The sequence below is a fragment of the Litorivivens sp. genome (assembly GCF_041624475.1).
GTDB lineage: Bacteria > Pseudomonadota > Gammaproteobacteria > Pseudomonadales > Spongiibacteraceae > Litorivivens.
The window spans coordinates 362,324-389,102 of sequence record NZ_JBFJUX010000001.1 but is presented as its reverse complement, the minus strand read 5'-3'; the positions used below and the strand labels follow the sequence as shown (position 1 = coordinate 389,102).

Annotated in this window: 27 protein-coding genes; 12 read left to right on the top strand and 15 right to left on the bottom strand. The window is 57.5% G+C overall.

The features are described from left to right. The first annotated feature begins 39 nt into the window (after nt 1-39). The 5 genes from gshA to ABY734_RS01725 are packed head-to-tail and all read left to right on the top strand — an operon-like array spanning nt 40 to nt 3,713. A complete protein-coding gene (gshA, locus tag ABY734_RS01745) occupies nt 40-1,602 on the top strand; it encodes a glutamate--cysteine ligase (RefSeq protein WP_372777234.1) in 1,563 nt (520 codons plus the stop codon). Further along, nucleotides 1,599-2,195 carry an ACP phosphodiesterase gene (locus tag ABY734_RS01740; protein ID WP_372777233.1) on the top strand — a complete coding sequence of 199 codons (597 nt, stop codon included), beginning with the start codon at nt 1,599-1,601 and terminating at the stop codon, nt 2,193-2,195. The genes gshA and ABY734_RS01740 overlap by 4 nt, the downstream gene beginning before the upstream one ends. 3 nt (nt 2,196-2,198) lie before the next feature. After that, nucleotides 2,199-2,684 carry a disulfide bond formation protein B gene (locus tag ABY734_RS01735; RefSeq protein WP_372777232.1) on the top strand — a complete coding sequence of 162 codons (486 nt, stop codon included), beginning with the start codon at nt 2,199-2,201 and terminating at the stop codon, nt 2,682-2,684. Further along, the gene (locus ABY734_RS01730; RefSeq protein WP_372777231.1) at nt 2,681-3,025 is read left to right on the top strand and encodes a CidA/LrgA family protein; all 345 of its coding nucleotides are present in this window, start codon (nt 2,681-2,683) and stop codon (nt 3,023-3,025) included. The genes ABY734_RS01735 and ABY734_RS01730 overlap by 4 nt, the downstream gene beginning before the upstream one ends. After that, on the top strand, nt 3,018-3,713 hold the full coding sequence (locus ABY734_RS01725) for an LrgB family protein (protein WP_372777230.1): 696 nt from the start codon (nt 3,018-3,020) through the stop codon (nt 3,711-3,713). The genes ABY734_RS01730 and ABY734_RS01725 overlap by 8 nt, the downstream gene beginning before the upstream one ends. A gap of 101 nt (nt 3,714-3,814) precedes the next feature. On the opposite strand, the gene ABY734_RS01720 is transcribed toward ABY734_RS01725, so the two are convergent. From ABY734_RS01720 to thiI, 3 genes are all read right to left on the bottom strand, one after another. Further along, nucleotides 3,815-4,828: a choice-of-anchor X domain-containing protein gene (locus ABY734_RS01720; RefSeq protein WP_372777229.1), complete on the bottom strand. Its 1,014-nt coding sequence runs from the start codon at nt 4,826-4,828 to the stop codon at nt 3,815-3,817. A 22-nt stretch (nt 4,829-4,850) separates the two neighbouring features. After that, nucleotides 4,851-5,858: a hypothetical protein gene (locus tag ABY734_RS01715; protein WP_372777228.1), complete on the bottom strand. Its 1,008-nt coding sequence runs from the start codon at nt 5,856-5,858 to the stop codon at nt 4,851-4,853. Between the two features lie 207 nt (nt 5,859-6,065). After that, nucleotides 6,066-7,523, bottom strand: a complete 1,458-nt coding sequence (gene thiI / locus ABY734_RS01710; RefSeq protein WP_372777227.1) for a tRNA uracil 4-sulfurtransferase ThiI — start codon at nt 7,521-7,523, stop codon at nt 6,066-6,068. Between the two features lie 346 nt (nt 7,524-7,869). On the opposite strand from thiI, the gene glnA reads away from it, so the two are divergent. From glnA to ntrC, 4 genes are all read left to right on the top strand, one after another. Then, nucleotides 7,870-9,276 carry a glutamate--ammonia ligase gene (gene glnA / locus ABY734_RS01705; RefSeq protein ID WP_372777226.1) on the top strand — a complete coding sequence of 469 codons (1,407 nt, stop codon included), beginning with the start codon at nt 7,870-7,872 and terminating at the stop codon, nt 9,274-9,276. A gap of 123 nt (nt 9,277-9,399) precedes the next feature. Then, on the top strand, nt 9,400-9,945 hold the full coding sequence (locus ABY734_RS01700; RefSeq protein WP_372777225.1) for a DUF4124 domain-containing protein: 546 nt from the start codon (nt 9,400-9,402) through the stop codon (nt 9,943-9,945). 191 nt (nt 9,946-10,136) lie between these two features. Continuing rightward, nucleotides 10,137-11,216: a nitrogen regulation protein NR(II) gene (gene glnL, locus ABY734_RS01695; RefSeq protein ID WP_372777224.1), complete on the top strand. Its 1,080-nt coding sequence runs from the start codon at nt 10,137-10,139 to the stop codon at nt 11,214-11,216. Further along, complete coding sequence (gene ntrC, locus ABY734_RS01690) at nt 11,213-12,649, top strand: nitrogen regulation protein NR(I) (protein WP_372777223.1); 1,437 nt, start codon at nt 11,213-11,215, stop codon at nt 12,647-12,649. Before glnL ends, ntrC begins: the two co-directional genes overlap by 4 nt. Nucleotides 12,650-12,678: 29 nt before the next feature. On the opposite strand, the gene ABY734_RS01685 is transcribed toward ntrC, so the two are convergent. Continuing rightward, a complete protein-coding gene (locus ABY734_RS01685; protein WP_372777222.1) occupies nt 12,679-13,803 on the bottom strand; it encodes a DUF819 family protein in 1,125 nt (374 codons plus the stop codon). A 140-nt stretch (nt 13,804-13,943) separates the two neighbouring features. Between ABY734_RS01685 and ABY734_RS01680 the strand changes: the two genes are divergently transcribed. Next, nucleotides 13,944-15,410 carry a YdiU family protein gene (locus tag ABY734_RS01680; protein ID WP_372777221.1) on the top strand — a complete coding sequence of 489 codons (1,467 nt, stop codon included), beginning with the start codon at nt 13,944-13,946 and terminating at the stop codon, nt 15,408-15,410. A 7-nt stretch (nt 15,411-15,417) separates the two neighbouring features. On the opposite strand, the gene ABY734_RS01675 is transcribed toward ABY734_RS01680, so the two are convergent. From ABY734_RS01675 to ABY734_RS01630, 10 genes are all read right to left on the bottom strand, one after another. After that, nucleotides 15,418-16,776: an MATE family efflux transporter gene (locus tag ABY734_RS01675; RefSeq protein ID WP_372777220.1), complete on the bottom strand. Its 1,359-nt coding sequence runs from the start codon at nt 16,774-16,776 to the stop codon at nt 15,418-15,420. A gap of 102 nt (nt 16,777-16,878) precedes the next feature. Further along, nucleotides 16,879-17,778 carry a histone deacetylase gene (locus ABY734_RS01670; protein ID WP_372777219.1) on the bottom strand — a complete coding sequence of 300 codons (900 nt, stop codon included), beginning with the start codon at nt 17,776-17,778 and terminating at the stop codon, nt 16,879-16,881. A gap of 3 nt (nt 17,779-17,781) precedes the next feature. Then, nucleotides 17,782-18,549, bottom strand: coding sequence for a hypothetical protein (locus ABY734_RS01665; RefSeq protein WP_372777218.1), 768 nt, complete (start codon nt 18,547-18,549; stop codon nt 17,782-17,784). 126 nt (nt 18,550-18,675) lie between these two features. Further along, complete coding sequence (locus ABY734_RS01660; RefSeq protein ID WP_372777217.1) at nt 18,676-19,014, bottom strand: tRNA-binding protein; 339 nt, start codon at nt 19,012-19,014, stop codon at nt 18,676-18,678. 50 nt (nt 19,015-19,064) lie between these two features. Then, nucleotides 19,065-19,913: a hypothetical protein gene (locus ABY734_RS01655; RefSeq protein WP_372777216.1), complete on the bottom strand. Its 849-nt coding sequence runs from the start codon at nt 19,911-19,913 to the stop codon at nt 19,065-19,067. 314 nt (nt 19,914-20,227) lie between these two features. After that, nucleotides 20,228-20,398, bottom strand: a complete 171-nt coding sequence (locus ABY734_RS01650) for a hypothetical protein (RefSeq protein ID WP_372777215.1) — start codon at nt 20,396-20,398, stop codon at nt 20,228-20,230. 219 nt (nt 20,399-20,617) lie between these two features. Continuing rightward, nucleotides 20,618-21,022, bottom strand: coding sequence for a BLUF domain-containing protein (locus ABY734_RS01645; RefSeq protein WP_372777214.1), 405 nt, complete (start codon nt 21,020-21,022; stop codon nt 20,618-20,620). 147 nt (nt 21,023-21,169) lie between these two features. Beyond that, entirely contained in the window at nt 21,170-22,027 is an 858-nt protein-coding gene (purU, locus tag ABY734_RS01640) for a formyltetrahydrofolate deformylase (RefSeq protein WP_372777213.1), read from the bottom strand. 34 nt (nt 22,028-22,061) lie between these two features. After that, on the bottom strand, nt 22,062-22,577 hold the full coding sequence (locus ABY734_RS01635; RefSeq protein ID WP_372777212.1) for a shikimate kinase: 516 nt from the start codon (nt 22,575-22,577) through the stop codon (nt 22,062-22,064). Nucleotides 22,578-22,584: 7 nt separating this feature from the next. Continuing rightward, nucleotides 22,585-24,207 (bottom strand): long-chain-fatty-acid--CoA ligase, encoded by a 1,623-nt coding sequence (locus tag ABY734_RS01630; protein ID WP_372777211.1) that lies wholly within the window; start codon nt 24,205-24,207, stop codon nt 22,585-22,587. Between the two features lie 147 nt (nt 24,208-24,354). Here ABY734_RS01630 and ABY734_RS01625 point away from each other — a divergent pair, with 147 nt between their 5' ends. Both ABY734_RS01625 and ABY734_RS01620 read left to right on the top strand, forming a co-directional pair. Beyond that, nucleotides 24,355-25,497: a methionine aminotransferase gene (locus ABY734_RS01625; RefSeq protein ID WP_372777210.1), complete on the top strand. Its 1,143-nt coding sequence runs from the start codon at nt 24,355-24,357 to the stop codon at nt 25,495-25,497. Then, on the top strand, nt 25,494-26,261 hold the full coding sequence (locus tag ABY734_RS01620; protein ID WP_372777209.1) for an amidohydrolase: 768 nt from the start codon (nt 25,494-25,496) through the stop codon (nt 26,259-26,261). Before ABY734_RS01625 ends, ABY734_RS01620 begins: the two co-directional genes overlap by 4 nt. A gap of 34 nt (nt 26,262-26,295) precedes the next feature. Here ABY734_RS01620 and ABY734_RS01615 read toward each other — a convergent pair whose 3' ends face one another. Continuing rightward, complete coding sequence (locus ABY734_RS01615; protein WP_372777208.1) at nt 26,296-26,766, bottom strand: pilin; 471 nt, start codon at nt 26,764-26,766, stop codon at nt 26,296-26,298. Nucleotides 26,767-26,779 lie beyond the last annotated feature (13 nt).

The window sequence follows — 26,779 nt, the reverse complement described above, 5'->3', positions numbered from 1 at the left end:
ACGATTACACTTGCCTGCCGCGTCATCGAGGACATTGCATTGACCCGCACAGCACCAGAGATACTGGCCGCATTGAACGCCAATGCCACCACACTGAGTCGAATCCGACGCGGCATTGAAAAGGAAAGCCTGCGCATCAATGCCGACGGTGAGCTGGCGAAGACACCGCACCCGGCGGCACTGGGTTCGGCCCTTACCCACCCGGAGATCACCACCGATTTCTCTGAAGCTCTGCTGGAATTCATCACCCCGGTCAGCACGGATATCGACGCCACCCTCAATCAGCTCGACAGCATTCACCGCTGGACCTATGCCAACCTGGGCGACGAAATGCTGTGGCCGGGCAGCATGCCCTGTCTGCTGGGCCCCGACGACGAGATTCCGGTGGCCCTCTACGGCAGCTCCAACGTAGCGCGCATGAAAACCCTGTATCGACTGGGTCTGGGGCAGCGATACGGGCGGCGCATGCAAACCATCTCCGGCATTCACTACAACTTTTCCGTACCTGACGAGCTGTGGCAGTGGCTGGCTGACGCCAACGGCCAGGAAGTGACACAGGATTTCATCACCGAGCGCTACTTTGGCCTGATTCGCAATTTTCGGCGCCTGTCCTGGCTACTGATCTACTTGTTTGGCGCCGCGCCGGCGGTGTGCCGCTGCTTTCTCGACGGCAAGGAGCACCAGCTTGAATCCCTCAATGGCGGCACGCTCTATCATCCCTACGGCACCTCGCTGCGCATGGGTGACTTCGGTTATCAGAGCGCGGCACAGAGCTCACTGCGCATTTGCTATAACTCGCTAGACAACTATATCGAAACGCTCAAGCAGGCCATTCGCACACCCCACCCGGACTACGCCCGCATACCCAGCAGCGAGCAACTGTCCGGCGGCCTGCTGCAGATTGAAAACGAGTTTTACAGCCCCATTCGCCCCAAACGGGTTACCGAGTCAGGTGAAATTCCGCTGGGCGCGCTCAAGCGTGGCGGCGTGGAGTACATCGAAGTGCGCTGTGTGGATGTAAACCCGGACAGCCCCTTCGGCATTACCCGAGAGCAGATTCAGTTCCTCGATGTATTTCTGATGCACTGCCTGCTCAGCGACAGCCCCGCCTGCAACGATCAGGTCTACACCGAAATCGGCGCCAACCTGCTGCGCGTGGTCGAACGGGGCCGTGAGCCGGGCCTGACACTGCAAAATAACGGCGAGACGATATCCCTCAACGATTGGGCTGCACAGATTTTTGACGACATGGAAACGGTCGCCAACGCCTTCGACAAGGGCATCTCGAATAAAACGGGCTCTGACTATCGTCAGGTGCTGGCCGACTGGCGGAAAAGCCTTGCTCAGCCGGACAGTACGCCCTCAGCAAAAATGCTGGATACCTTGCGCAGCCGCAATCTGTCCTACTACGCCTATATGATGGAACAAGCCGAGGCGCACCGGGCCTATTTTGCCGAACCCGCACTCAGCCAGCAGCAGTGTGCTGATGCCGCCCGCATCAGCGCCGCGTCAGTGGAAGACCAGCGCGCAATAGAACAGAGCGACACACTCAGCTTCGATGAGTATCTGAGTAATTACTACGACCAGTACGAGGCGCTGTGAACTATCTGGCCCATTTTCATTTGGCCGCCGTCGTCGCTGAAACCAGCGAACACCCGGAACACGAGCTGCTGGTCGGCGCCCTGCTCGGCGATTTTGTAAAAGGTCCATTGCGCGGCGAATGGCGAAACGGCTTGGAAGCGGGCATCGCCCTGCATCGCCGCATAGACGCCCTGACCGATAGCCACCCGGAAGTCATTGCACTGCTGGAACAGCTTCCGGCAGACTATCGGCGCTATGGCGGCATTATGCTGGACGTCTGTTTCGACTATTGCCTCAGTCGGCAGTGGGGGAACTTTTGCACACAGCCGCTGCCGGACTTTACCGGGCAGGTTTACGCCACACTGACTGACTCAACCGGGATATTGCCACCCAAAGCAAAGCAGCAAGCCCAGCGCCTGCAACGCTATGATGTGCTGGGTAGCATGCATCACTGGCAGACTGTGACCAACATGCTGGCGCGCATCGGCCTGCGCCTGCAGCGCAGCAACCCGCTCGAACACAGCGCCGAGATACTGGCGGACAACTTGCCCGCTATAGAACAACACTTTATGCGCCTTTATCCCGAACTGATGGATACTGTGCGACGGGGATAAACAATGCCTTTCAGCGCCCGACAGCTTTACTTTTTTATCGCCCTGGCCTGCGCCGGCCTGCTGGGCTACGCCCTCTACACCGAACATTTCCAGGGGCTGATCCCCTGCGCCCTGTGTATGACCCAGCGTTTTTTCTTCGCCTGTACCGGCGTTATTGCCCTGCTAGCCGCCCTGCATAATCCAGCCACCACCGGACGCCGCATTTACGTTGGCCTGATGACGCTGGCCAGCGCCCTCGGGGCCGGCGTCGCCGGACGCCAGGTCTGGCTGCAGCACCTGCCGGAAGATCAGGTGCCGGCCTGCGGCCCGAGCCTAGAATACATTCTCGACACCCTGCCATTGAGTGAAGCCTTCACCACGCTGATGATGGGCGACGGCAACTGCGCCGAAGTGCAGTGGACCTTTCTCGGTCAAAGCATGCCGACCTGGTCACTGATCTGGTTTGTGATTCTTACCCTTACCGCACTGGCTTCCCTGCGCGCGCGATGAAACTCTCCGGCCTGATCACCCTGCTGCTGTTTCACCTGCTCGGTGAGGCCATTGTGCAGCTGACCGGCCTGTTTATTCCCGGCGCAGTGGTTGGACTGCTGCTGCTTTTTATAACATTGCTGATTCGCGGCCAGCTCTCCGGCGAGCTGGAACAGTCCAGCAAAACCCTGATCGGTTTTTTACCCCTGCTACTGATTTTACCGTCCGCCGGCATTTTCTTTCTCGGCGAAAATTTTAACGACCAATGGCTCGCCTTTGCCGGTGCCATTGTGGCAGGCACGATACTGACACTCGTTTTCTGCGCCTTACTGATGAAGTTGATGGTGAGGCAGCATGACTGAGCTTCTTACCTCACCGCTGTTTGCAATTACTGCCGTACTCGCTGCCTACCAGCTTGCGCTGTGGCTCTACGAAAAAAGTAACCGACTGGTGTGGCTTCACCCGACCATCAGCGGCGCCCTGCTCGTCGCCGCACTGCTTGTCCTGCTCGACATTGACTACCACCGCTTCAGCGACGCCGCCTACTGGCTGACCTTCTGGCTAGGCCCCGCCACCGTCGCGCTTGCCATCCCGCTCTATCAGCAATGGCACCTGATCCGCAAAATGGCCGGGCCATTGCTGCTCACCCTGATAGCCGGCGCCGCCTTCGCCTGCCTGTCTGCGGTCGCCATCGCCTGGTATCTCGGTGGCAGTGAAACGACATTGCTGTCGCTGAGCGCAAAATCCGTCACCACGCCCATTGCCATCGGTATCAGCGAAAGCGTGGGAGGGCTGGCCACCATCACCGCCAGCGCCGTCATTCTCACCGGCATCGTCGGTATCGTGTTCGTCAACCTAACGATGAAGCTGTGTCGCATTGACGACGACCGCATCTGGGGCTTTTGTCTGGGCTTAAGCGCGCACGCCATCGGCACCGCCCGCGCTTTCGAGCGCAGCCCCGTCGCCGGCGCCTTTTCCAGCCTCGCCCTCTGCCTGACCGGCAGCTACAGCGCTGTGTTTATTCCGCTAGCACTGCAGTGGTTTCGTTGACTATAGACGTGACTTATTGAGAACCACCAACATCGCTCTGTAGAACCCATAAACAAAAAAAAGGCCCCCAAACGGGAGCCTATTCAGCAAAAGTTTAGAACTTACTGCGCTATGGCATTCAACCTTGCCGCAGCCTCCAGCAAAGCCTCGCGTCCAAACGGCTTATCCGTAAACGCCGTAGGCAAGACCGCCTTCGTCGAATGCGCATCCACCAAGACTTCACCCAGAGCATTTGGCATTCCGTGTGTGGTCGTCAGGGTAACGGCTCCCAAGGAGAGCGCTCCCGCCACACCGGCTTCACGCAGCGGCAAGCCATAAACTGGCAGCTCAATCCACTGCTCACCCTCGCCCAGCACCGCGGAGGTCTGCGCTATCACCAGCGACTCACCCAGCGGATTGTTAATAACGCCCGACAGATGCACACGCCCGGCTTTTACCACATCCACCTGCGCAGCGATCACCAGGTTGCCATCAACAATGCGGTCCGTGAACTTACCCGTCAACGTGGCTGCCGGGTGGCTGTACTGGAAACCGTTCATGGCGATACGCTGTTCCTGTGCATCGTTTTCCGCCGTTACCCGAAAGCCCAGGCTGGTAGCCTGACCCACCGCCGGCTGACCGATCTCACCCAGCGTATAGGACGCCGAGTAAATACCGTCACCGGCGGTTTCGTCAGAACCCTTGCCGTCGTCTGCAAAAGTCAGGCTAGCCAAGGTATCGCCGCTCTGATTAACCACTTCGCCGCTTACCGCCCAGGGGCCTTTTGCATTTGCTGAAGGCGTGGTCAGAATATCCGCATCGTTGCTCGCACGATTTTCCAGCTGAGCAAACAATTCGACAGTGTCTCCGCGCTGATAGCGAATCTCACCCGCCCACACCGACAGCGCCGGGCCTGCGCCGTTCGGGCCGGGCCGAGTCACCACATCGGGCTCGCGCTCGGACAAAATCGGGTTAGGGGCACCGGCTGGCACGGGCAGTGTCCACTCGGGATACTTGGACAGGGTCAGATATTCCGCAGCTGCCTGCTGCCCCAGCTTGGGCGCATCAGCGGCACTGGCCACCGAAGATATGAAGGGCAGCACGGACAGCACTGCAATTTTTGAAAACTTATTCATTTTACGTCTCCTTTGCAGTGAATCAGTACAGAATGCTGATGAATTTGGCGCTGGTCATGGAGCTCTGCACCACCGTATTGGGCGAGCAGGGGCTGCCACTGCAGGTCCAGATACCGTCGGGGATCTGACGACGGGTATCGGAGTCGCTGTCATCTCGCTCATCGCCGTGGTTTTCGTGAGAACCATCGAGATTGCGGAAACCCGATACTTCCTGCTTGTAGCTGTTGCCGCACGCATTGCTATTGTTGTAGCTGGCGCTGGCGCTGCCGTCGCAGGCAAAAATGGATGCATATTGCACCACGCCGTCGTCTTCACCGGTCAGGCAGGCACTGGCACCGAAGATCGCTTCGTAGCCACCGGTCAGGTATATGTTTTTGGCGGGCGCGCTGGAGTAGGTGCGCACTTGCACATCGTTAGAACTGCGCAGCCAGTAGGTGGCATCGTCACAATCCTGAATCCAGCCCGCAAACCAGTTACAGCCGCCGCTGGACTGACCACAAACCGCATCGGCACCCTCGGAGCCCCGGTGGGCACCACCAAGGGTCATGGCCAGACTGACGCGCTGAGCCACGGTATCGTAGGGACCGTTGTAGTTGTAGTTCGGGTCAGAGGGGTCATTGTTGCCGAGGATGTAATCGGTGATGGTGCTACCCATGCTGTGCGCCACAATCCAGAAGGTGCCGCCCTGCGCGTAAGTTTTACTACAGCCATTGCCGCCCGCATCAGGCGTACCGTTGGTGGCGGCTACAATTTCGTTGGCGACCTCACCGGCAGACTGGGATTCCCAGTAGGGTCGAGTGCCGTTGTAGCCAACCACGTAATAGTCGGTGGTGAAATTTTTAGTCGCGGTTTTAATAAAATCGTCACTGCCGTTAACCCAGTAATTTCTGGCGGCACTGTAACTGGTGTAGGTGTTGGTGTCGGTCTGTTTGCCGTGCACGAAGATCAGACAGTCGGCAGCGAAGGATTGAGAGGCCACTGAAAACAGCGCCGCCCCAACCACTCCGCGCAACGCGGACAGGTATCGCATAATGATTCCCTCTTCTTTTTTTGTTTGAACTTATTATGTTTCGGGTTTACCAGAACATCGTGCGCACAATGTTGGTGCAGCAAGTGAATCCCAATGTGATCACCGTCACCAATAGGCAGAGTGAATGGAGAGGATAGCCCTGCGAAATAAGCCCGTGGTTAGCGGACTCCTTCTCAAGAATTGTAAATTAGTACCAAAAAATTCCGGTCAGCCGGCAGGGCGATAAACCTTGATATTGGCAAAGCCCTGCTCCACCAGATGGGCCGCATGCAGGCGACTCATTACGCCCTTGTCGCAATACAAGAGGTAGGTCTTTTCATTATTCAGAGTCGATGCCTGACTGTGCAGCTCGTAAAACGGCATGTTTTGCACTTTGACACCAGCCAGTTTCAGCGGTGAGCGCTCAACCTCGTCCGGATGACGAACATCCAGCACAATCGCATCCGGCAGCGGCACCGGCAGCACCTCCACATCGATGCGCTCCAGCTCCTCGTTGGCCAACTGGTCGATAGTGGTGTAGCTCGCGCTCTCCAGTGCGGCTTCCAGCACCGCAAAATCGAAGTTGGCCTCCTGGGCAGCAATGCGCTCCGGCCGCGCCTTGGTGGTTGGCTTGACCGAAATCACGCCGCAGTACTCCGGCATATTAGCCGCGAATTCTTCGGTGCCGATTTCAGCCGCGGTGCGAATAATGTCGCCCTTATCGGCGGCAATCAGGGGTCGCAGCACAAGCTTGTCGGTTACCGCGTCAATGACCGACAGGTTGGTCAGGGTCTGGCTCGACACCTGGGCAATCGCTTCACCGGTGACCAGCGCCTGCACATTTAATTCATCCGCGACCTTTTCCGCAGCGCGCAGCATCATGCGCTTGAGCACCACGCCCATCTGCGAGTTATCGACATTCTTCAGAATCTCACCCACCACCCCCTCAAAGGGCACGGTGACGAATTTAACGCGATGCGAGGCACCGTACTTCATCCACAAATAGAGGGCCACTTCCTTGACCCCGATCTCGTGATCACGGCCGCCCAGATTGAAAAAACAGAAATGCGTGCGCAGACCGCGCTTCATCATCAGGTAGCTGGCCACCGGAGAATCAAAGCCCCCGGAGATCAGCGACAGCACCGGATCGAGACTGCCGAGCGGAAAACCGCCCAGGCCGGGGTAGCGCTGGTTAACCACAAACACCTTGTCGTCGCGCACCTCTATTCGCACAACGACCTCTGGATTACTGAGATCCACTCCCGCCGCGTCTGTGTTCTGATTCAAACCGCCGCCGACATAGCGCTCCACATCCAGCGACTGAAATTCGTGCTTGCCGCCGCGCTTGCAGCGCACGCTGAAGCGCCTGCCCGCCAGCCTGTCACCCCAGAGCGCCAGAGTCTTCTGATAGATATCATCGATATCCACCAGGGGGTATTCCGCTACATCCATAAAGTAGGCAATGCCCGGCGTATTGCGGAGCACCTCCACGAAGGCCGCCAGTGTTTCCGGCTCCTGCCTCGCGGTACTCACCACCATCTTGTCCCACTCCCGCAGTATCTGCACTTCAGGGTCCAGGGGCTGCAGCAGGCGCTTGAGGTTGGTATGCAGTTGTTTGACGAACTGCTTGCGAACCGGACGGCTTTTGATAGTGATTTCGGGGAAAAACTTGACGATAAACTTCATGGCAGCCCAGACTTGGCGGATATGCAGAGGAAAAGACGCTAGTATACACCAGCGACACAGCCACATTGGCTCGCAGTGGGCGCACCAAACAGGATCGCAAAGCGCACCATATAAGGGCGAACATGCACCGTTATAGTGCAAAGCAAACATCTAACGCCCCTTTTTTAAGCGCAAAGCCGCAAAAGCTCCCAAAATTCGGCAACGACAGGCCATTACCATCTGGCACAGCTTTTGCTTTAAGTGAACCCACAATCGGGGATGCTATGCGCCCCTGAACGAACGGCATATAATCGCCCACTTTCGGCCCGGCCGAGACAACCAGACTCTTTATTGGAGGACTACCCGAATGTCAGAGCATACTCTGAAACTTATCAAAGACAATGAAGCCAAATGGGTCGACCTGCGCTTTACCGACACCAAAGGTAAAGAGCAGCACGTAACTCTGCCAGTCAAGGAGATTGATGACTCTTTCTTCGAAGAAGGCAAGATGTTCGACGGCTCCTCCATCTCTGGCTGGAAAGGCATCAATGAATCCGACATGATCCTCATGCCGGACGATTCTGCCTCTGTTATCGACCCCTTCACCGATGACCCCACCGTTATCGTGCGCTGTAACATCGTTGAGCCTTCAACCATGCAGGGCTACAACCGCGACCCGCGCTCCATCGCTGCCCGCGCCGAAGAGTACCTGAAGTCTACCGGCGTCGCCGATGGCGCACTGTTTGGCCCGGAGCCCGAATTCTTCGTATTTGACGACGTTAAATGGCACGCAGACATCAGCGGTGCAGGCTACGCCATCAGCTCTGATGAAGCCGCCTGGTCTTCCAACAAGGTATTTGAAGACGGCAACTTCGGTCACCGTCCTGGCGTTAAAGGCGGTTACTTCCCCGTACCACCGGTCGACAGCCTGCATGACCTGCGCGCCGCCATGTGCGATGCAATGGAAGCCATGGGTCTGGATATCGAAGTACACCACCACGAAGTCGGCACAGCCGGTCAGTGTGAAATCGGTGTTGGCCCCAACTCTGCCGTGAAGAAAGCTGACGAAGTACAGATCCTGAAGTACTGCGTACACAACGTAGCCCACGCTTACGGCAAAACTGCGACTTTCATGCCCAAGCCTCTGGTTGGCGACAACGGTAGCGGCATGCACTGCCACATGTCTCTGAGCAAAGACGGCAAGAACCTGTTTGCCGGTGACGCTTACGGCGGCCTGTCTGAAACTGCCCTGTACTACATCGGCGGTATCATCAAGCACGCTCGTGCCCTGAACGCCTTTGCCAACTCATCTACCAACTCCTACAAGCGTCTGGTACCCGGCTTTGAAGCCCCGGTCATGCTGGCCTACTCTGCCCGCAACCGCTCAGCTTCTATCCGTATCCCTTACGTTGCCAACCCGAAAGCACGCCGCATCGAAGTGCGCTTTGGCGATCCGTCTGCCAACCCGTACCTGATGTTCGCTGCCTTCCTGATGGCTGGCCTGGACGGCATCCAGAACAAGATCCACCCCGGCGACGCTGCTGACAAGGATCTGTACGACCTGCCCGCCGAAGAAGCTGCGGAAATCCCGACCGTTGCCTCTTCACTGGAACAGGCTCTGCAGGCTCTGGACGCAGACCGCGAGTTCCTGACTGCCGGCGGCGTATTCGACGACGACATGATCGATGCCTACATCGGTCTGAAAGCTGGCGAAGTCGAGCGCCTGAACATGACCACTCACCCGGTCGAGTTCGACATGTACTACAGCGTTTAATCGCAAACGCTCACCGAAAGCCCGGCCTCGTGCCGGGCTTTTTTTTGCCTCTCACAAATTGCACTATCTCCGCTTGACGGCTACCTACTGTCGGATGACTATAAAACAATGACACCAACACACATGCCAGCCAGAACCCAGAACCGACTGCCCGCCCTGATTCTGCTGGCGACAATAGCAGCCGGCGCGGCCCTTGCCGACGCGGACAAGAAGAACGGCGGCACCGTCATTTATCGCTCCACCGATGAGCAGGGCCAGACGGTATTCAGCGACCAGCCCAGCCGGGGCGCTGAGCAGGTAGAGGTGAAGGAGCCCAACCGCGCACCGGCCGTAAAACCCACGGCCCGGCCCGAGAAGAAGAAAGCCGACACCTACAGCTCCGGCTATGAAGTGGCCATCACCCACCCTGCCGACGGCGACTTTATCGCCAACGGCCTGCGCGGAACCAATGTCAGCGCAACCGTTAACCCGCCGCTGCTGCCCAAGCATCAGCTGGAATTCCTGCACAATGGTGAAAGCCTCGGCGCAGGCTCCAGCTATCAAACCCGGATAGAGCGCCTCACTCCCGGCGGGCACCAGATCAGTGCCCGGGTACTGGATCGCGACGGCAAGGTTCTGGGGCAATCCGACATCACCAGCATCACCGCCCAGTGGCCCGGGAGCCGGTAAGCCGACCCCTTTGCACCATTTAGGTGCGCCTGCGCTATACTGGAGAGTGCAACGCCTCGTTTTAGTGACCCCCCATCGTCACCCGCCGCTGCAGACCCACGCTGCTGCGCGCTGCCCACCGGGCTCACCCTCGACTCGATGGCCCGGAAATTGCTTTCAGGACTAAGATAGAAAGGAGTTCAAGCACCCGCATGGCACCGGATAATCTTCACCACCGCATTCTCGACAACCTGAAAACGGCCATCATTCTGGTGGAGCCGAACCTGACGGTGAGTTACCTCAACCCGGCGGCAGAAGCCCTGCTGGCAGTGTCACGCCTGCGCATGACAGGCCACTCGGTCACCAAGCTGTTCTTTGAACCCGAAGATGCGATGATCAACCTGCTCGACGCGATCAATAACTTTAACGCTTACACCAAGCGCGAGGCCCAGCTGTCCCTGCAGACCGGCGAGAAAATCACCGTCGATTTTGCGGTCACCCCGGTCTACGAGACCTCAGGGCGAAAATCCCTGATCATCGAACTTCAGCCGCTGGACAGACTGCTGCGCATCAGCCGTGAAGAAGGTCTGTTCTCCAGCCAGGAGCACGCCCGGGTATTGATTCGCGGCCTGGCCCATGAAATCAAAAATCCCCTCGGCGGCCTGCGCGGTGCCGCGCAATTGCTGGCGCGTGAGCTGCCCGACGACAGCCTTAACGACTACACCAACATCATCATTGAAGAGGCGGACCGCCTGCGCAATCTGGTGGATAACATGCTCGGCCCCAATCAAAGTCTGAAAATGGAGCCCACCAACATTCACGAAGTGCTGGAGCGGGTGCGCCATCTGGTTGAGGCGGAAGGCGGCGTTAGCGTAAAGATCGTGCGCGACTATGACCCCAGTATTCCCGAGCTGATTGCCGATCGCGAACAGCTGATCCAGGCGACGCTGAACATCGTGCGCAATGCCGTTCAGGCCCTGCAACAGCAGAACCTCAGTATTGAAGATCCGCGCATCGTATTGCGCACCCGCACCATGCGCCAGTTCACCATCGGCTCTCACCGTTACAAGCTGGTCTGCCGCGTGGATGTGATCGACAACGGCCCCGGTATCGCCGACAGCGTGCGCGAAGCCATCTTCCTGCCCATGGTCAGTGGTCGCCCCGAAGGCACCGGCCTGGGCCTGTCCATTTCCCAGTCCATCATCAACCGCCACCGTGGACTGATTGAATGCTCGAGCGAACCCGGCAATACCGTGTTTACGCTCAACATACCTCTGGAGTTAGCCGCATGAGCAAGCCGCACACCGTCTGGATAGCAGACGACGACCGATCCATCCGCTGGGTACTGGAAAAAGCTTTGAACCAGGCCAATATTGACACCCAGTCCTTTGAGAGCGGTGACGAACTGCTGACCCAACTGGATACCGGCACCCCTGACGCCATCATCAGCGACATCCGCATGCCCGGCATCGACGGGCTGGGGCTGCTCACCAAAATCACCGAGAACTACCACGGCCTGCCTGTCATCATCACCACCGCCCACTCGGACCTGGACAGCGCCGTGGCCTCCTACCAGGGCGGCGCCTTTGAATACCTGCCCAAACCCTTTGATGTGGACGAAGTGGTGGCAACCATCCAGCGTGCGCTGGAGCACACCAACAAACGCAAAAACGCTGCACCGGCCGCCGACAACTATGAAACGCCGGAGATCATCGGCGAAGCGCCGGCCATGCAGGAAGTCTTTCGCGCCATCGGTCGCCTCGCTCACTCCAACATCACCGTGCTGATCAACGGCGAATCCGGCACCGGCAAGGAGCTGGTGGCTCACGCCCTGCATCGCCACAGCCCTCGCGCCGACAAACCCTTTATCGCCCTGAATATGGCCGCCATTCCCCGCGACCTGATGGAGTCAGAACTGTTCGGCCATGAAAAAGGCGCCTTTACGGGAGCCGGCTCCCAGCGCCGGGGCCGCTTTGAGCAGGCCAATGGCGGCACCCTGTTTCTCGATGAAATCGGTGACATGCCGGCCGAAACCCAGACCCGCTTACTGCGCGTGTTAGCTGACGGCGAATTTTACCGGGTAGGCGGTCACACTTCGGTAAAAGTGGATGTGCGCATCATTGCCGCCACCCACCAGGATCTGGAAAAACTGGTGCAGGCCCACAAGTTTCGCGAGGATTTATTTCACCGCCTGAACGTTATCCGCATACACATTCCGCGCCTGGCCGAGCGCCGCGAAGATATTCACATGCTCGCCAAGCACTTCTTCAAGCAGGCCGCCACCGAGCTGAATGTAGAGCCGAAACGGCTGCGCCCGGAAGCAGAAGAGTACATCACCAAACTGCCCTGGCCGGGTAACGTGCGGCAGCTTGAAAACACCTGTCGCTGGCTGACCGTCATGGCCTCCGGTCGCGACATTCATATCAATGACCTGCCACCAGAAATGCTGGAACAACCGGCAAAAGATGCCGAAACCGCACCCGGTGTTCCCAGCGTCCACTGGCAGGACAATCTGCGTCACTGGGCCGATCAGGAACTGCTGCTCGGTCGCGACCGTCTGCTCGATCGCGCTGTTCCTCAGTTTGAACGCATCATGATTGAAGCCGCCCTCAACTACACCCAGGGCCGGCGCCGGGATGCGTCAAACCTGCTGGGCTGGGGCCGCAACACCCTGACCCGCAAGATCAAGGAACTGGGCATGGGCGGGGATGATCTGGAGGACTAAGCCCTCTCCCGGAGGAAGAAGGCGAAAAATCAGAGCAGCTCAGCCAGCGTAATGCCCACCAAATTGGCAATGGCATAGCCAAACACCCCGCACAGCAGCGCGGGCGTGACCAGAGCATGCCAGCCCCTCGCGACGGCCATGGCCGCCGCGGTCGGCGGGCTGAGAATACAGGCGTTTGAAGCCACCGCCAGCTCTGCGCCGTTCAGTTTCAGCAGGCGCCCAAACACTGCCAGTAACACCAGATGCACCGTCAGCAGAATGGCGGTAAACAGCATGATCTGCAGGCCCTCGGTCAACGCCAGCACAAAATTGATCTGCACCCCGATCACCGCAAAAAAACAGTAAATCAGAATCTGGCCCAGCTCGTAATGGCCATTCAAACGCGCCGCCTGTCGTGGCAGCAGAGTGGCAAAAACCACACTCAGCAGGGTAATCATCAGGAACTTGGCCGGGCCGTAATTCAACCACTGCGCAGTGTAATCACTTGCCGCGACAATGGCGGCACTGAGGGCCAGCGAGGCTGCCAGACTCAGCGCACTGATACCGCGACTGCTGACACTGCCAGTCGCTCCAGGCAGGGATACATGCGTCAGCGGCTCCGGACTGAACCAGCGCCACAGCTTCGGCATGTTGGGCAAGGTCAGCAGCAAGGCCAGAAAGGGGACCGCCACCGCAAACACCGAGGCGACCGCCACGCCCATCATCGGGTCGCTGGCTTTATTCATCGCCACCGCCACCGAGCCGGCGTTGGCACTGCCACCAATAAAACCGGCCGTGAGAATGCCAGCCCACACACCTTCTTCAGCCCCCAGATTCACCAGCGGCAGTGCAATCAACGCGCCCACGACCGTCGCCATCGCCGCACCGAGAAAAGCGATGATTACCCGCCCGGATTCACGCCAGATACGGCGCAAATCCGCCTGAAACAGGAGCATCGGCAACGACAGGGGCACAAATTCCTGCACCACAATGCTGTAAACCGTCGCCGCCCGCGGCATCACGTTCAGCGCACTGAGCAACGCCGGAAACAGAATGATAAACAACACCCCGAACTGGCCGATGCGAGGGCGTTTTTCCATCGCCATGCCCAGCGCAACAATCACCAGCAACAGGGCCAGAATCGCGATATGGTGGTCGGAAGAAAGCAAGGTCATTAATTTATCGCCTGTTTTTTAGAATTTTTGTGATTTCTTGAGAAAAGAAGCGCGCCCCATTCTGCGGTGTGCTCTGCAGCTTCGCAAGGGAGTCGCGTCTGATGGTAGAGTGATAGCCTTAATCAGCTACATGAATTCTTATGCCAAACGCACCCGTTTTTCAGAACACCTACGCCGCGCTCCCGGCGCACTTTTACCATCGTCAGGGCGCTGAACACGTGCCCCAACCCGAGTTGATTGCGGTTAACACCGAGCTGGCGCGTTTTCTGAATCTGGACAGCGACTGGCTGCAATCCCCCGCCGGACTCGACATGCTCAGCGGTCGCGCTTTCCCCGACTCTGCCGACCCGATCGCCACCGTCTACGCCGGTTTTCAGTTCGGTTCCTGGAACCCGCAACTCGGCGACGGTCGCGCCCTGCTCATCGGCGAAGTTATTGCGCAGAACCAGCAGCGCTACGACATACAACTCAAGGGCTCAGGTCGTACACCCTATTCGCGCGGCGGCGACGGTAAATCGCCACTTGGGCCGGTGGTGCGTGAGTATATTCTGAGCGAGGCCATGCACGCTCTCGGCGTGCCCACCACCCGCGCCCTCGCTGCCGTCACAACCGGCGAACCGGTTTATCGGGAAGAAGCTTTGCCGGGCGCCATTCTCACCCGTGTCGCCAGCAGCCACATTCGCGTCGGCACTGCGCAGTACTTTGCCTCGCGCAAGGATACCGATGGCCTGCGCGCCCTTTGCGACCACGTTATCGAGCGCCACTATCCCGACTGCCGCGACTCTGACACCCCAATTCAGGCGTTGTTGCGCTGCATTATCGAACGGCAGGCGAAGTTGATCGCCCAGTGGCAAGGGCTCGGGTTTATTCACGGGGTCATGAATACCGACAACATGTTGCTCTGCGGTGAGACTATCGACTACGGTCCCTGCGCCTTTATGGAAGCCTTTGATCCCGCCACCGTGTTCAGCTCCATCGATCACGGCGGCCGTTATGCCTACGGCAACCAGCCCCACATCGGCCACTGGAATCTTGCCGGCCTGGCGCAGGCGTTGCTGCCCCTGTTGCACGATGACGAAGACGAAGCCGTCAAAATTGCCCAGGCTGAAGTGAACCGCTACCCCGATGTGCACGTTCAGGCCTACCAGAACATTCTGGTCCGCAAGTTTGGCTTGGGAGATTACCGCGACGAAGACGAAGCCCTGGCGACCGACTTTTTCGACCTGCTGAAGCAAGAGCGCGCTGACTTTACCCTGGCCTTTCGGCGCCTTGCTGAACGCGCCGCCGGCACCGACACTGTCAAAGCGCTGTGGGATTTTACGCCCGCCTTTTCCGACTGGCTTGAGCGCTGGCAGCAGCGCATCGACAGCAGCCAGCAGAACAAAGCCGAGCGCGCCGATACCATGCTAGGCAGCAACCCCCTGTTTATTCCCCGCAACCACCGGGTAGAAGAAGCCATTCGCGCGGCCAATCAGGGCGACTTTGCACCCTTTCACCGCCTGAATGCGCTGCTGCAAAAACCCTTTGCAGACAACGTCGACCACCTTGACTACGCGCGCCCGGCACAGCCTGACGAAGCGGTCTCACAAACCTTTTGCGGGACCTGATTGGGTATCACAAGGCTCTTACACTCAAGGGTTGTCGCATCCGCCAGATCAGGCGCACGCCGAGCAATAGCGCCGCGCCACTGAGGCCCGCCACCAGACCAATCCAGAATCCGGCGGGGCCCATGGCGGGCACCAGCAGATCGGTCAAGCCCAGCACATAACCCAGTGGCAATCCCAGCCCCCAGTAAGATAATAGCGTCAGCACCATCGGCCAGGCGGTATCTTCAAATCCGCGCAGACAGCCACTGGCCCACACCTGTATCGCATCCGACACCTGATACAGCGCCGCAAAAATCAGCAGGTAGGCCGCCAGGGTCTGCACGCCGCTGTTATCGGTATAGATCAGGGGGATATGATGGCGACCCAATAGCAGCGCGATCGACGCAAACAATCCAATACCAAGACTCACCCGCATGGACGTCCCAATCGCCTCACGCAGCGCCGCCTGATCTTCCCGCCCCCTCGCCCTTCCCACGCGCACGGTGGTGGCCAGTGCAAAACTCAAAGGCACCATGAAAATCAACGCGGTAAAATTCAGGGCAATCTGATGCCCCGCCACCGTCTCGGCACCTAGGCGACTGATCAGCAGAGCAATCACTGAAAAGATGCTTACTTCAAAAAAGATCGACAACCCCACCGGCAAACCGAGGCGCAGCATATAAAACAGATTGCGCCACTCCAGGTGGCGCTCGCGCAGCTGCAGCCGCGCGCCCTGATAAACCCGGTGTACCGCCACATAGCCGGCCATCAACAATGCCATCAGCCAAAGCACCAGCGAGGTCGCCCAGCCGCAACCGACGCCGCCCATTTCCGGAAAACCCAACTTACCGTAGATCAGCACGTAATTGCAGGGAATGTTCACGGCCAGCCCGATCACGCTGATCCACAACACCGGACGCGTGTGCGACATGGCCTCGGTGTAACTGCGCAGCGCCAGCCACAGGGCCGCGCCGGGCATACCCCAGCTAAGGGCTTTGAGGTAGTCATCCACCAGTGGGCGAATGGCGGTATCCACCTCCATCACCACAAGCACCGGCCCCATGCTGCGCAGCACCAGAAAACCCAGCATACCCAGCCCCAGCGACAACCACAGGGCCTGCTGCGCCAGCGGATTGATGCGCTCCAGTCGCTCACCACCCAGATGACGCGACAGAATCGGCGTCACGCTCATCAACACGCCGGTCATAAACAGATACAGCGGCACCCAGACACTGGCACCCACCGCCACGGCGGCCAGGTCATTGGCGCTGACCCGTCCCGCCATCACCGTATCCACAAACCCGTTAGCGGTCTGCGCCAGCTGCCCACCGAGAATGGGTAGGGCGAGCGCCAGCAGAGCTTTGAGTTCACGGCGGGAAGAGGTCATGGGTCGGTCGATAACTAAAAGGAGAGGATCATACCGAGGTGGTCGCCGGGACGCGAGGCTCGCGTCGGCGTTTCAGCCTCAAAACAAACACTGCGCTGAGCGTCAGCCCACCACGCCGGCGGCGCGAAACAGCTGCAAGTGCACGTTGCTCAAGGCGGCCATATCGCGCTGGTAACCCCCGCCGATGACCGCCGACACCGGCAGACCCAGCAACGCGCAGCGCTCAAGCACCAACCGGTCGCGCTGATAAATGCCCTGTGTGCTGAGCTCAAAATGGCCGAGGTCATCGTCCGCATGCACATCGGCCCCGGCGTCATAGATCACGGCATCAGGCCGGAATACAGACAAGGCCTGCTCCAAAGCCGCTTCGACCGCGCCGAGATATTCATCGTCACCTGTACCCTGTGGCAGGGCCACATCCAGATCCGAGTGTTGTTTGCGAAAGGGGAAATTTTTTTCACCGTGCAGAGAGACCGTGAAAATATCGTCCCGCCCACTCGCCAGACTGGCGGTACCGTCGCCCTGATGCACATCGCAATCAACTATCAGAACGCGCTCGACGCCGTGGTTCTGAATCAGATTAAGGGCCGACAGGTACAGATCATTCACGATGCAAAAACCGGCACCGTAGTCATAAAAGGCGTGGTGATAACCACCGGTCAGATTAATCGCCCGCCCGCGCTCCAGCGACAACACACCCGCGAGGATGGTGCCCCCCACCGCCGCAAAGGTGCGCTTGACCAGCTGCTCGGACCAGGGGAAACCTATGCGGCGCATGGCCTGCCGATCCAGTTCACCGCTGACAAAGCGGCCAATGTAATCGGCACACAAGGCGCCTTCGAGAGACTCAGGCCGCAAAGCCTTGGGCCGCAGAAACTGGGTTGGCACAGCGCCGAGACTTAACAGCAGATCGCGCAGGGTGCGATATTTATCAATAGGAAAGCGGTGTCGCTCGGGCAAGTCCAGCTGGCTGTAGATCGGGTCAAAAATCAGCGGGATCACGACTCAGCCAAACTTCTTCTCGTGTTTACGGAGAATCTTTTCAACGCGGCCCAATGCGTCCAGAACCTGTTGCGACAAGTTGTTACCCTGCACGATAGCCGCAGAGTGCGCCGCACACAGGTTTTCCGCATCGCTGCAGCTCTGCGCCAGCTGTTGCGCCCAGGCCCGAAACTCAGCCGCCGCGCCGCTGCGCGCCTCAAGCGTGAGAAAGAGTGTCGGGTGAAAGGACAGCTTCGGCGCTCGCAGCTTGCCGATCAGCCCCGGCAAGGGCAGGTACATCAAAGTGTCATCCACATGTATCGTTCTTGATGCCTTGTGATAGGCCAGCACCGAGGAAAAATGCAGGTTCTCGTTACTGGAGATGAAATCGACACCCGCGGGGATAGCAAAGGAGAAGTCCTCCGCGTAAGCGGCTGCAAATTCCTCAGAGTCGACCAGCATGTTCTGCCACGGCAGATTGGGAAACTTATTCACATGCCGCCGCGTACCAAACAGTTTAGCCTTCGGGTACATAGCGTGGGCCGCTTCCACGTGCACCGTATGAAAGGGATGGAGATTGATAATCGCGTCAAGCAACGCGCCATTATCCGTCGCTTCATCAACGGCGGCCTTGATATCACCGCTCAAGGCATAGGCGTCGAGCAGCACAAAGCGGTCGTTATGCAAACGCACCAGCGAGCATTGGGTGCCGATATTGAGGATGCCGCCAATCTTGAAGTCGCCGCGAATGTTCCAGAAGTCGTCCGCTGCCTTGATAATACCTTCGCTCATGCTCGCTCCCCCCAAGTGACTGATGGACTCATGGTAGCATGGAGCCGACAGTCGCCGCCGGGCCATACACCAACTCCTGGCCGACCACACCTATTGCAGATGCAATAGCTTTTCCGGTTTAAGTGCTCACGCCAATCGCGCACCATCCTCGATATCTCTATCGGGCACAGCCAAAACCACCTTGCCATCACTGTTGTAGAAGCCGGTTACCAGGCACTCGGATCTAATGGGGCCTATCTGCTTTGGCGGAAAATTCACAACCGCAACTACCTGCTTGCCGATTAACTCCTCCACGCCGTAGAGGTCAGTGATCTGGGCGCTCGATTTTCGGATACCGATTGCTTCACCGAAATCCACCTTCAGGATATAGGCCGGCTTTCTGGCTTCCGGAAACTCCTCGGCAGACAGAATAGTTCCGACTCTTAGCTCCACCTTTTCGAAGTCGGCCCAGCTTATAAAATTCATAACAGACACCACGCGTTCAATAGTTTAACGACTGACCAAAGGGATTGGATTTATTCTGGGGGGCAAGTCTGAGGGGTACCTGCACGAAAGGGCATGATGCCTTCCAGCGCGATCACGTTGCCCACCTCCAACACCTCGGGCAATCCCTCGGTTTGGCAGCCAAATTCGGCCAGCTTTAACTTCAGGTTGACCCGGTAGGTGCGCGGCCCCGTGCTGGCTTCGCTAAAGCGGTCTTCACGGGCCAGGCAAGAGGGGTAAGCCGAGGTAGGTATGGTATTGCAGGACAGCGGTGAAGAGCCCAGCATCAGCTGGGTGTTGACGTAGGTGTCTACGGCCGTGGTCAGCGCCGTAGAGGCGTTTTCGGAATCAAGCTGGTAGCTGCCTTGAACAACGGGCAAGCTAAAAACGTCCTGCAGCTGCCGTCGCACACTAAACTCACCGCTTTCGCCGTAGGACATGCTGACCGTCGATGGCTGGCACTCGGCGAACACACCGAAGCACATCGCCGGGTTTTCAAAGAAATAGGCGATGTCATACACAACGAGGCCCTGAATGCCCTCTGCTTTCACATAGGGGATGGATAGCTTCACGTCATAAAAACTGGGAAGGGGCACGCTGTCGTACATCGTGCTTTCAATCACCTGACCGAGAGAGACCAACAGCACATGGTTTTTTTCACCCTTGGTCAGGACATTGGGTGCATCCCCCAGGGTATAGCCCGGCGGCAGCAGTTTCTGAATAACCTCTTTGGGCTGCGGCACAATAATATCGAAGAAATGAAAGGTGCCGGAGGCAAACGCCGGCTCAGCATCCTGCGCCAGCGCTGTGCTGGCAAAAAGGCTGCAGAGCGAAAACAGGGCTCCGGCCATGAGCGAGCGGATCGCATGCATATTATTCATTCTTATTATTCCTAGTTGATGGATTCAGGTTCTTTAACGAGCGCGCTGACGTGCCGGCAAGCATAAAAATGACCTTTGGTCACTGACCAGCAAGTAAAATGCCGTCGACTCATAGTGCGTATGTTTATTATTAGCCTCGGCACTCGATCAGGTAAAAGCTATCGAAAAGGATTTTAAACAACAGGGCGCGAAACCGAGAGGACACAACTCACAAACATGGATTTCGATGGTTTTTTAATCCCTCCGTCCCCTTTCGAGTCTCAAACATTGACCTTGGTGGATTCGTCATTCCTCGGACTCCTCTTCCCTTCGTACTAGGGTGACACCAAGGTGCCGAAAACTGTAGCGAAAATACCGGCAATGACAGACAGGATGAGCATCGCGGGGATTGACGCGATCACCCACTTGACCATAAAAACGACCATAGACATAAAAGGCATTTTTATATCCTTAATCACAACTTCGTTATTGTTTTGCATGCTCATAGCAGTCTCCTTGTCGTTCGGCTCACTCTCAGGGATTTACTTCCGGTTCGATTTTTTAGTTTTATATCAGAAGGGGCTTGGGTAATAAATCAATCGACATCTTTGTGAGTTACGTGTTGCTCTGCCCACTTGCAAATTCATACGACTGGTGGATTTTTAATCCCTCCGCTCCCTTTCGCCTCAAGTGTCCGTGTTGCAGCGCTTGGTTAATGGGTATTTTTATAAGCTTTTAAAGCTCTTCAGAAGAGTTTTAGCCATATGACCTAAAGTGGCGCTAGGACTATTTGAAACAAAGAAATCAGAGAACTCTGGGTTTTTTTCTGGTGGTATATGCTTGACTGCCATTGACCACTCAGGGAACTGACGCTGAGCAATTGATTCTTTAATAAGCTGCACCACGCCCGAATGCCTGGTGTCTTTTTCAATATTGAAATACAGTTGCTCGATGTTTAGCTTTTCACCTTCAATGACTTGCATAAAACTGCCGTCTTTATATAAAAGTAAGCCAGTAATTCCATGCTCTTCATTGCTTCTACTAAAAGTAGAAGAAAAATCACAAAGTTGACCTTCATCTAAAAGTTCTTTTGATGAGCTTATATATATGATTTGTATGAGTTCTTTCATATGACCATTAAAGCCTTTTGATGATGCCTGCGGCCTCATAATAATTAGCGGGCGGCCGGCTTAATGGAAGTACCCGCAAGCCCGCTCTCCAGCACAGTTCGAGTATTTGCAAACTAGCACCACTAGTTACGAATACTCAATGCTTATCTACTGGAGAATAACAGTCTTATCACCATTCAAAACAACCCGCTCTTCACAGTGCAAACGAACTGCATGGGACAGCGCGGTCGCTTCGATGTCGTGCCCAAGATGGACAAGCTGCTCGATGGTAAAGGTGTGGTTAACCGGTTTGACTTCCTGAACGATGATGGGACCTTCATCCAGTTTGGCCGTTACATAGTGTGCAGTGGCGCCCACCACTTTTACGCCGCGGCTGTGGGCCTGGTGGTAGGGGCGTGCGCCTTTGAAGCTGGGCAGAAAGGAGTGATGGATATTAATCGCACGTCCTTCGAGTTTGGCGCATAAGTCGTCTGACAGTATTTGCATGTAGCGGGCCAGCACCAGCAGCTCGACGTTTTCTTTTTCCATCAGCTCGACAATTTTTGCCTCCTGCTCCGGCTTTGTGTCCGGCGTTACCGGCAGATGATGGAACGGTATGCCGTACCACTCCACCAGACCTCTGCAGTCTTGATGGTTGGAAAACACGCCAACAATGTCGGCCGGTAGTGCGCCCGAACGCCACTTGGTCAGCAGCACGTTCAGGCAGTGATCGTCTTTCGACACCGCCAGCAGTATGCGCGGCTTTTGCGATATCGGGCGCAGCCGGTAATCCATATCCAGGGTTTGGGCCAGCGCTTTAAGTTCGTCGACAAAGTCCTGCATGTCGCAGGTCAGGCTGCGGTCGTCAAACACCATGCGGGAGAAAAACGCGCTGGTGTAGGGGTCTGAATACTGCGCCACCTCCGTAATAAAGGCGCCGCGTTGATACATCAGGCTTGATACGCGGGCGAGTATGCCGAGCTGGTCGGGGCATTTGAAGGTGAGTACATAGGGCGTTTCAGACATGGTGGTATCCGGTTGGCGTCCTTGTCAGGATAGCTCAAATTGGTTCGCGTTGAAGCCGGTCGAGTATCAGGGCAAGTACAGCATCCATGACGTGGTGATCCGCTTCAATCCGAATCTCGGCCGCCTGTTCATACAGAGGCCAGCGTTCGCGGTAGAGCGTGGCAAAATCCTGCCCGGGCTTTTGCACAATGCCGCGACTCTCCATATTGTTGATGCGCGCATTCAGTACGTCGAGCGGCACATCAATAAAAACGATCCGCGAGTGTGCGGCCAAAGCACGCATGGCCTGTTCCGAATAAACCGCGCTGCCGCCGGTGGCGATCACGCAGTTGCTTACATCCAGCTTGATGAGAACCTCGGCCTCCAGTGCCTGGAAGCGGTCGAGGCCGTGTCTCTCCTGATAGGCCTGCAGAGTGCAGTGTTCCTGCTGCTGGATCAGTACATCCGTGTCGACAAAGCCTTTGGCGAGCGCCTTGGCCAGCAACACGCCGAGGGTGCTTTTCCCGGCCCCCGGCATGCCGATCAAGGTGATGTTGCTGCGCTCGCTCATTGCCGTGCTAGGACTTCGTATAGTGCTCTGCGTATTCTTCACGCAGCGGCACTTTCAGCAATTTGCCGGTAGCGGTATGCGGCAGTTCACCGCGGAATACCACATCGTCCGGCACCCAGAAACTGGCAAGCTGGGGTTTGAGAAAGTCGATAATCTCGTCCTTGGTTGCGCTGGCGCCGTCTTTCAGCACCACCAGCAGCAGCGGCCGCTCCTGCCACTTTTCATGGGGGATGCCGATAACGCAGGCCTCCGCAACAGCCGGATGACCCACGGCAACGTTTTCCAGATCAATGGAGCTGATCCATTCGCCGCCGGATTTGATCACGTCCTTGCTGCGGTCAACGATCTGCATCATGTTGTCGGCGTCGAGGGTGGCCACGTCGCCGGTATCAAACCAGCCGTCTTCGGTCGCCAGCTTGCCACTTTTGTAATAGCTGTTAACGATCCAGGGGCCACGCACCATCAGGCGACCATAGGCCTTGCCATCGCGCGGCAGCTCATTGCCCTCGTCGTCGATAATTTTCATCTCAACGCCGTAGACGGGCTTGCCCTGTTTAAGCTGCTTTTTATAGCGCTCTTCTTTGGGCAGGCTCAGCAGTTTTTTGGTGGGCGCATTCACCGTGCCGATGGGCGACATCTCTGTCATGCCCCAGGCGTGCAGCAGGAAGGCGTCATGTTTTTCATCAAAGGCCTTGATCATGGACAGCGGTGCGGCCGAGCCGCCAACGATAACCCGCTCGACGCTATCCAGCGTTTTGTTGATGCTGTCGAGGTGGTTCAGCAGCCCCAGCCAGATGGTGGGCACACCCGCCAGCAGCGTGGGCGATTCGGCTTCGATCAGCTCCCACAGGCTGGCGCCGTCCATTGCAGCGCCGGGAAAGACGAGCTTGGCACCGGTGATGGTCACCGCGTAAGGCAAGCCCCAGGCGTTGACGTGGAACATCGGCACCACCGGCAGTATGACGCTGTCGGAGCTGATATCGAGTACCTGCGCGTGCAGGCTGGCCATCGCGTGCAACACCGTGGAGCGGTGGGTGTACAGAACACCCTTCGGGTTACCGGTGGTACCCGAGGTGTAACACAGCGAGCAGGGCGTACTCTCGTCAAACTGGGGCCAGGCAAAGTCTTCGCTGTGGGCCGCAATAAAGTCTTCGTAGCAGATCAGCTTGTCGATCTTGCTGTCCGGCATATGCGCCTTGTCACACATCACCACAACCGCCTGCAGATGAGGCAATTTATCGATCAAGGGCTCGATAATGGGCATCAGGTTCACGTCGATAAACAGCATGCGGTCTTCGGCGTGATTGAAAATATACTCGAGCTGCTCCGGGAACAGTCGGGGGTTAATGGTGTGGCAAATGCTGCCGATGCCCGCCGTGGCGTAATACACCTCGTAGTGACGCCAGGTATTCCAGGCCAGCGTTGCGATTCGGTCGCCGGGTTTTACCCCCCAGTTCAGCAAGGCATTGGCGAGCTGGCGGGTGCGCTTGGCCGCCTCTTTCTGGGTGGTTCGGTGAATACTGCCATCTTCAACCTTGCGGCTGACAATTTCCGCGTCGGGATGGCTGACTACGCCAAACTCCAGCAGACCGGAAATCAGTAACGGACTTTCCATCATGGGCGCAAGCATGCACGTCTCCTTGTTTTTAGCTGTTATTTTCCCGCGCTCGCGGGGTTGTTGTGACACCGTCAAGGGGCGTTCAGCCACTATAGCAGAACTGGACGATGTATCCCGCCTCACGCAAAATGCACCCAGACTCTGAATCAGCGACAGGCTATGACCATCAACAGCAAACTGCCCCACGTGGGCACCACCATTTTCTCCGTCATGTCGGCGCTGGCCAATGAGCACGGCGCCATCAACCTGTCTCAGGGCTTCCCCGATTTTGCCGCCAGCAAGTATCTGCTGGAACGGCTGAATCATCACGCCATCAGCGGTCGCAATCAGTATGCGCCCATGAACGGCATTCCGGAGCTGCGCGAGGCCATCGGCGATCTTGTACGGGAATGCTACGGCCGCCAGATCAACCCCGACTCGGAGGTCACTCTCACCTCCGGCGCCACCGAAGCGCTGTTTGTCGCCGTGCAGGCCGTAATCCGGCCCGGCGACAATGTGATCCTGCTGGACCCGGCCTACGACAGCTACGAGCCGGCCATTACCCTGGCCGGGGGTAACTGCACCCGACTGGCACTGCTGCCCCCGCATTACCAGCCCGACTGGCAACAGATTGAAGACAGCATCAAGCCCACTACCCGGCTGATCATGGTCAACAGCCCCCACAACCCGACGGCCACCGCGTTTACCGACAAGGACTGGCGCGAACTGGAGCGCATTGCCGAAAAACACAACCTGCTGGTGATCAGCGACGAAGTCTACGAGCACATTGTGTTCGAGCGCGATCGCAACAGCGCGCACCGTTACCCGGCGCTGGCGGCGCGCAGTTTTGTGGTGTCATCCTTCGGCAAAACCTTCCATGTCACCGGCTGGAAACTGGGCTACTGCGTTGCCCCCGCTGCGCTCAGCGAAGAGTTCCGCAAGGTGCATCAGTTCGTCACCTTTACCAGCTTTACGCCGGCCCAGTATGCGGTGGCTGATATGCTGGTCGAGCAGCGTGCCACGGTTCACGAGCTGGCTGATTTTTACCAGCAAAAACGCGATTGTTTTGTAGAGGCCATGCAGGGCTCTCGCTTCAAGCTTCTGTCCAGCGCGGGCACTTATTTTGTGCTGGCCGACTACAGTGAACTCAGCGATGAAAACGACCTGGATTACTGCCAGCGCCTGACCCGCGAACACGGCGTAGCCGCAATCCCGCTGTCGGTGTTTTACGAAACCCCGCCGGAGAGCCGCATCGTGCGCTTCTGCTTTGCCAAGCGCGAACAAACCCTGATAGACGCCGCCAACAGGTTGAAAGCCCTATGAAAGTAGCCGCCCTGCAATCGGTTCTGTACTGGCAGGACGCCCAAAAGAACCGCGACTATTTCAGCGGCCTGATCGCCGACAACGGCGATGCCGATCTCATCGTTCTGCCCGAAATGTTTACCTCGGGTTTCTCCATGCAGGCCGAGGCCATTACCGAACCCGCCGACGGGCCGACCTTGCCATGGATGCAGGCACTGGCGGAAAAGCACGACTGCGCCATTACCGGCTCTGTCGCCGTCAACGACGGTGCGCGGTATGTAAACCGCATGTACTGGGTAACACCCGAGGACTACACTTATTACGACAAGCGCCACCTGTTTCGCATGGCCGGCGAGCACAACCACTATCACCCCGGTAAAAGCAGAAAGATTGTCGAGTTTCGCGGCCTGCGCTTTTGTCTGCAGGTGTGCTACGACCTGCGCTTTCCGGTATTCAGCCGCAACCGCGACGACTACGATGTATTGATCTATGTGGCCAACTGGCCGGAGCCCAGGCGACACGCCTGGTCGTCACTGCTGACCGCGCGCGCCATCGAAAACCTGAGTTTTGTGATTGGTGTAAACCGGGTGGGCGAAGACGGCAACGGCATCCCCTACAGTGGCGACAGTGCCATTATCGATTTCAAGGGTCAGCCCCTGGCCAGCGGCCGCCCCCATGAACCGGAGTCGCTGAGAGCGACATTGGATAAAGACGCGCTGATGGCGTTTCGCGAGAAGTTTCCCGCCATGCTGGATGCCGACGCTTTTACACTGAACACCGACTAAGCCTGCGCACGTATAGGGCGCTGAACTTTTGCTTTCAGCGACAACGCAGCGGCAGGTATTTGATTTCCAGATTGGTGCGATTATCGGCCGTCGCCTTCATGCCCTCCGGCACTTCGTCGTAGCCGCACACCCAGGAGATCGGGCTCGACGGCGAGCCCTCGACAAGCAGGGGGCGCAAACTGACAACGCTGCCCTGCAGTGACTTTGGAAATTTGTTCCCCATCGTCAGGTGCATGGCACCATCGACCACCTCTACCCGCAGCAGGTAATTGCCCATCAGCAGTTCCGGCGCCGGCATGCCCGCCTGCTCATTGTCTGCGGGAAAAGATCCCGCGGCGCGAAAGTAGGCTTCAATGGCGGCCTTGTAGCCACCGACCAGCTCAACGCTTTCTACCACTTGCGTCTGGATATTGCGATGCCCCTGACTGGGCACCATCATTGTGGCCAGTATGGCAATGATCGCCAGCACCACCAGCATTTCCATCAGGGTAAAACCGCGCTGCACTTTACGCCCTCTG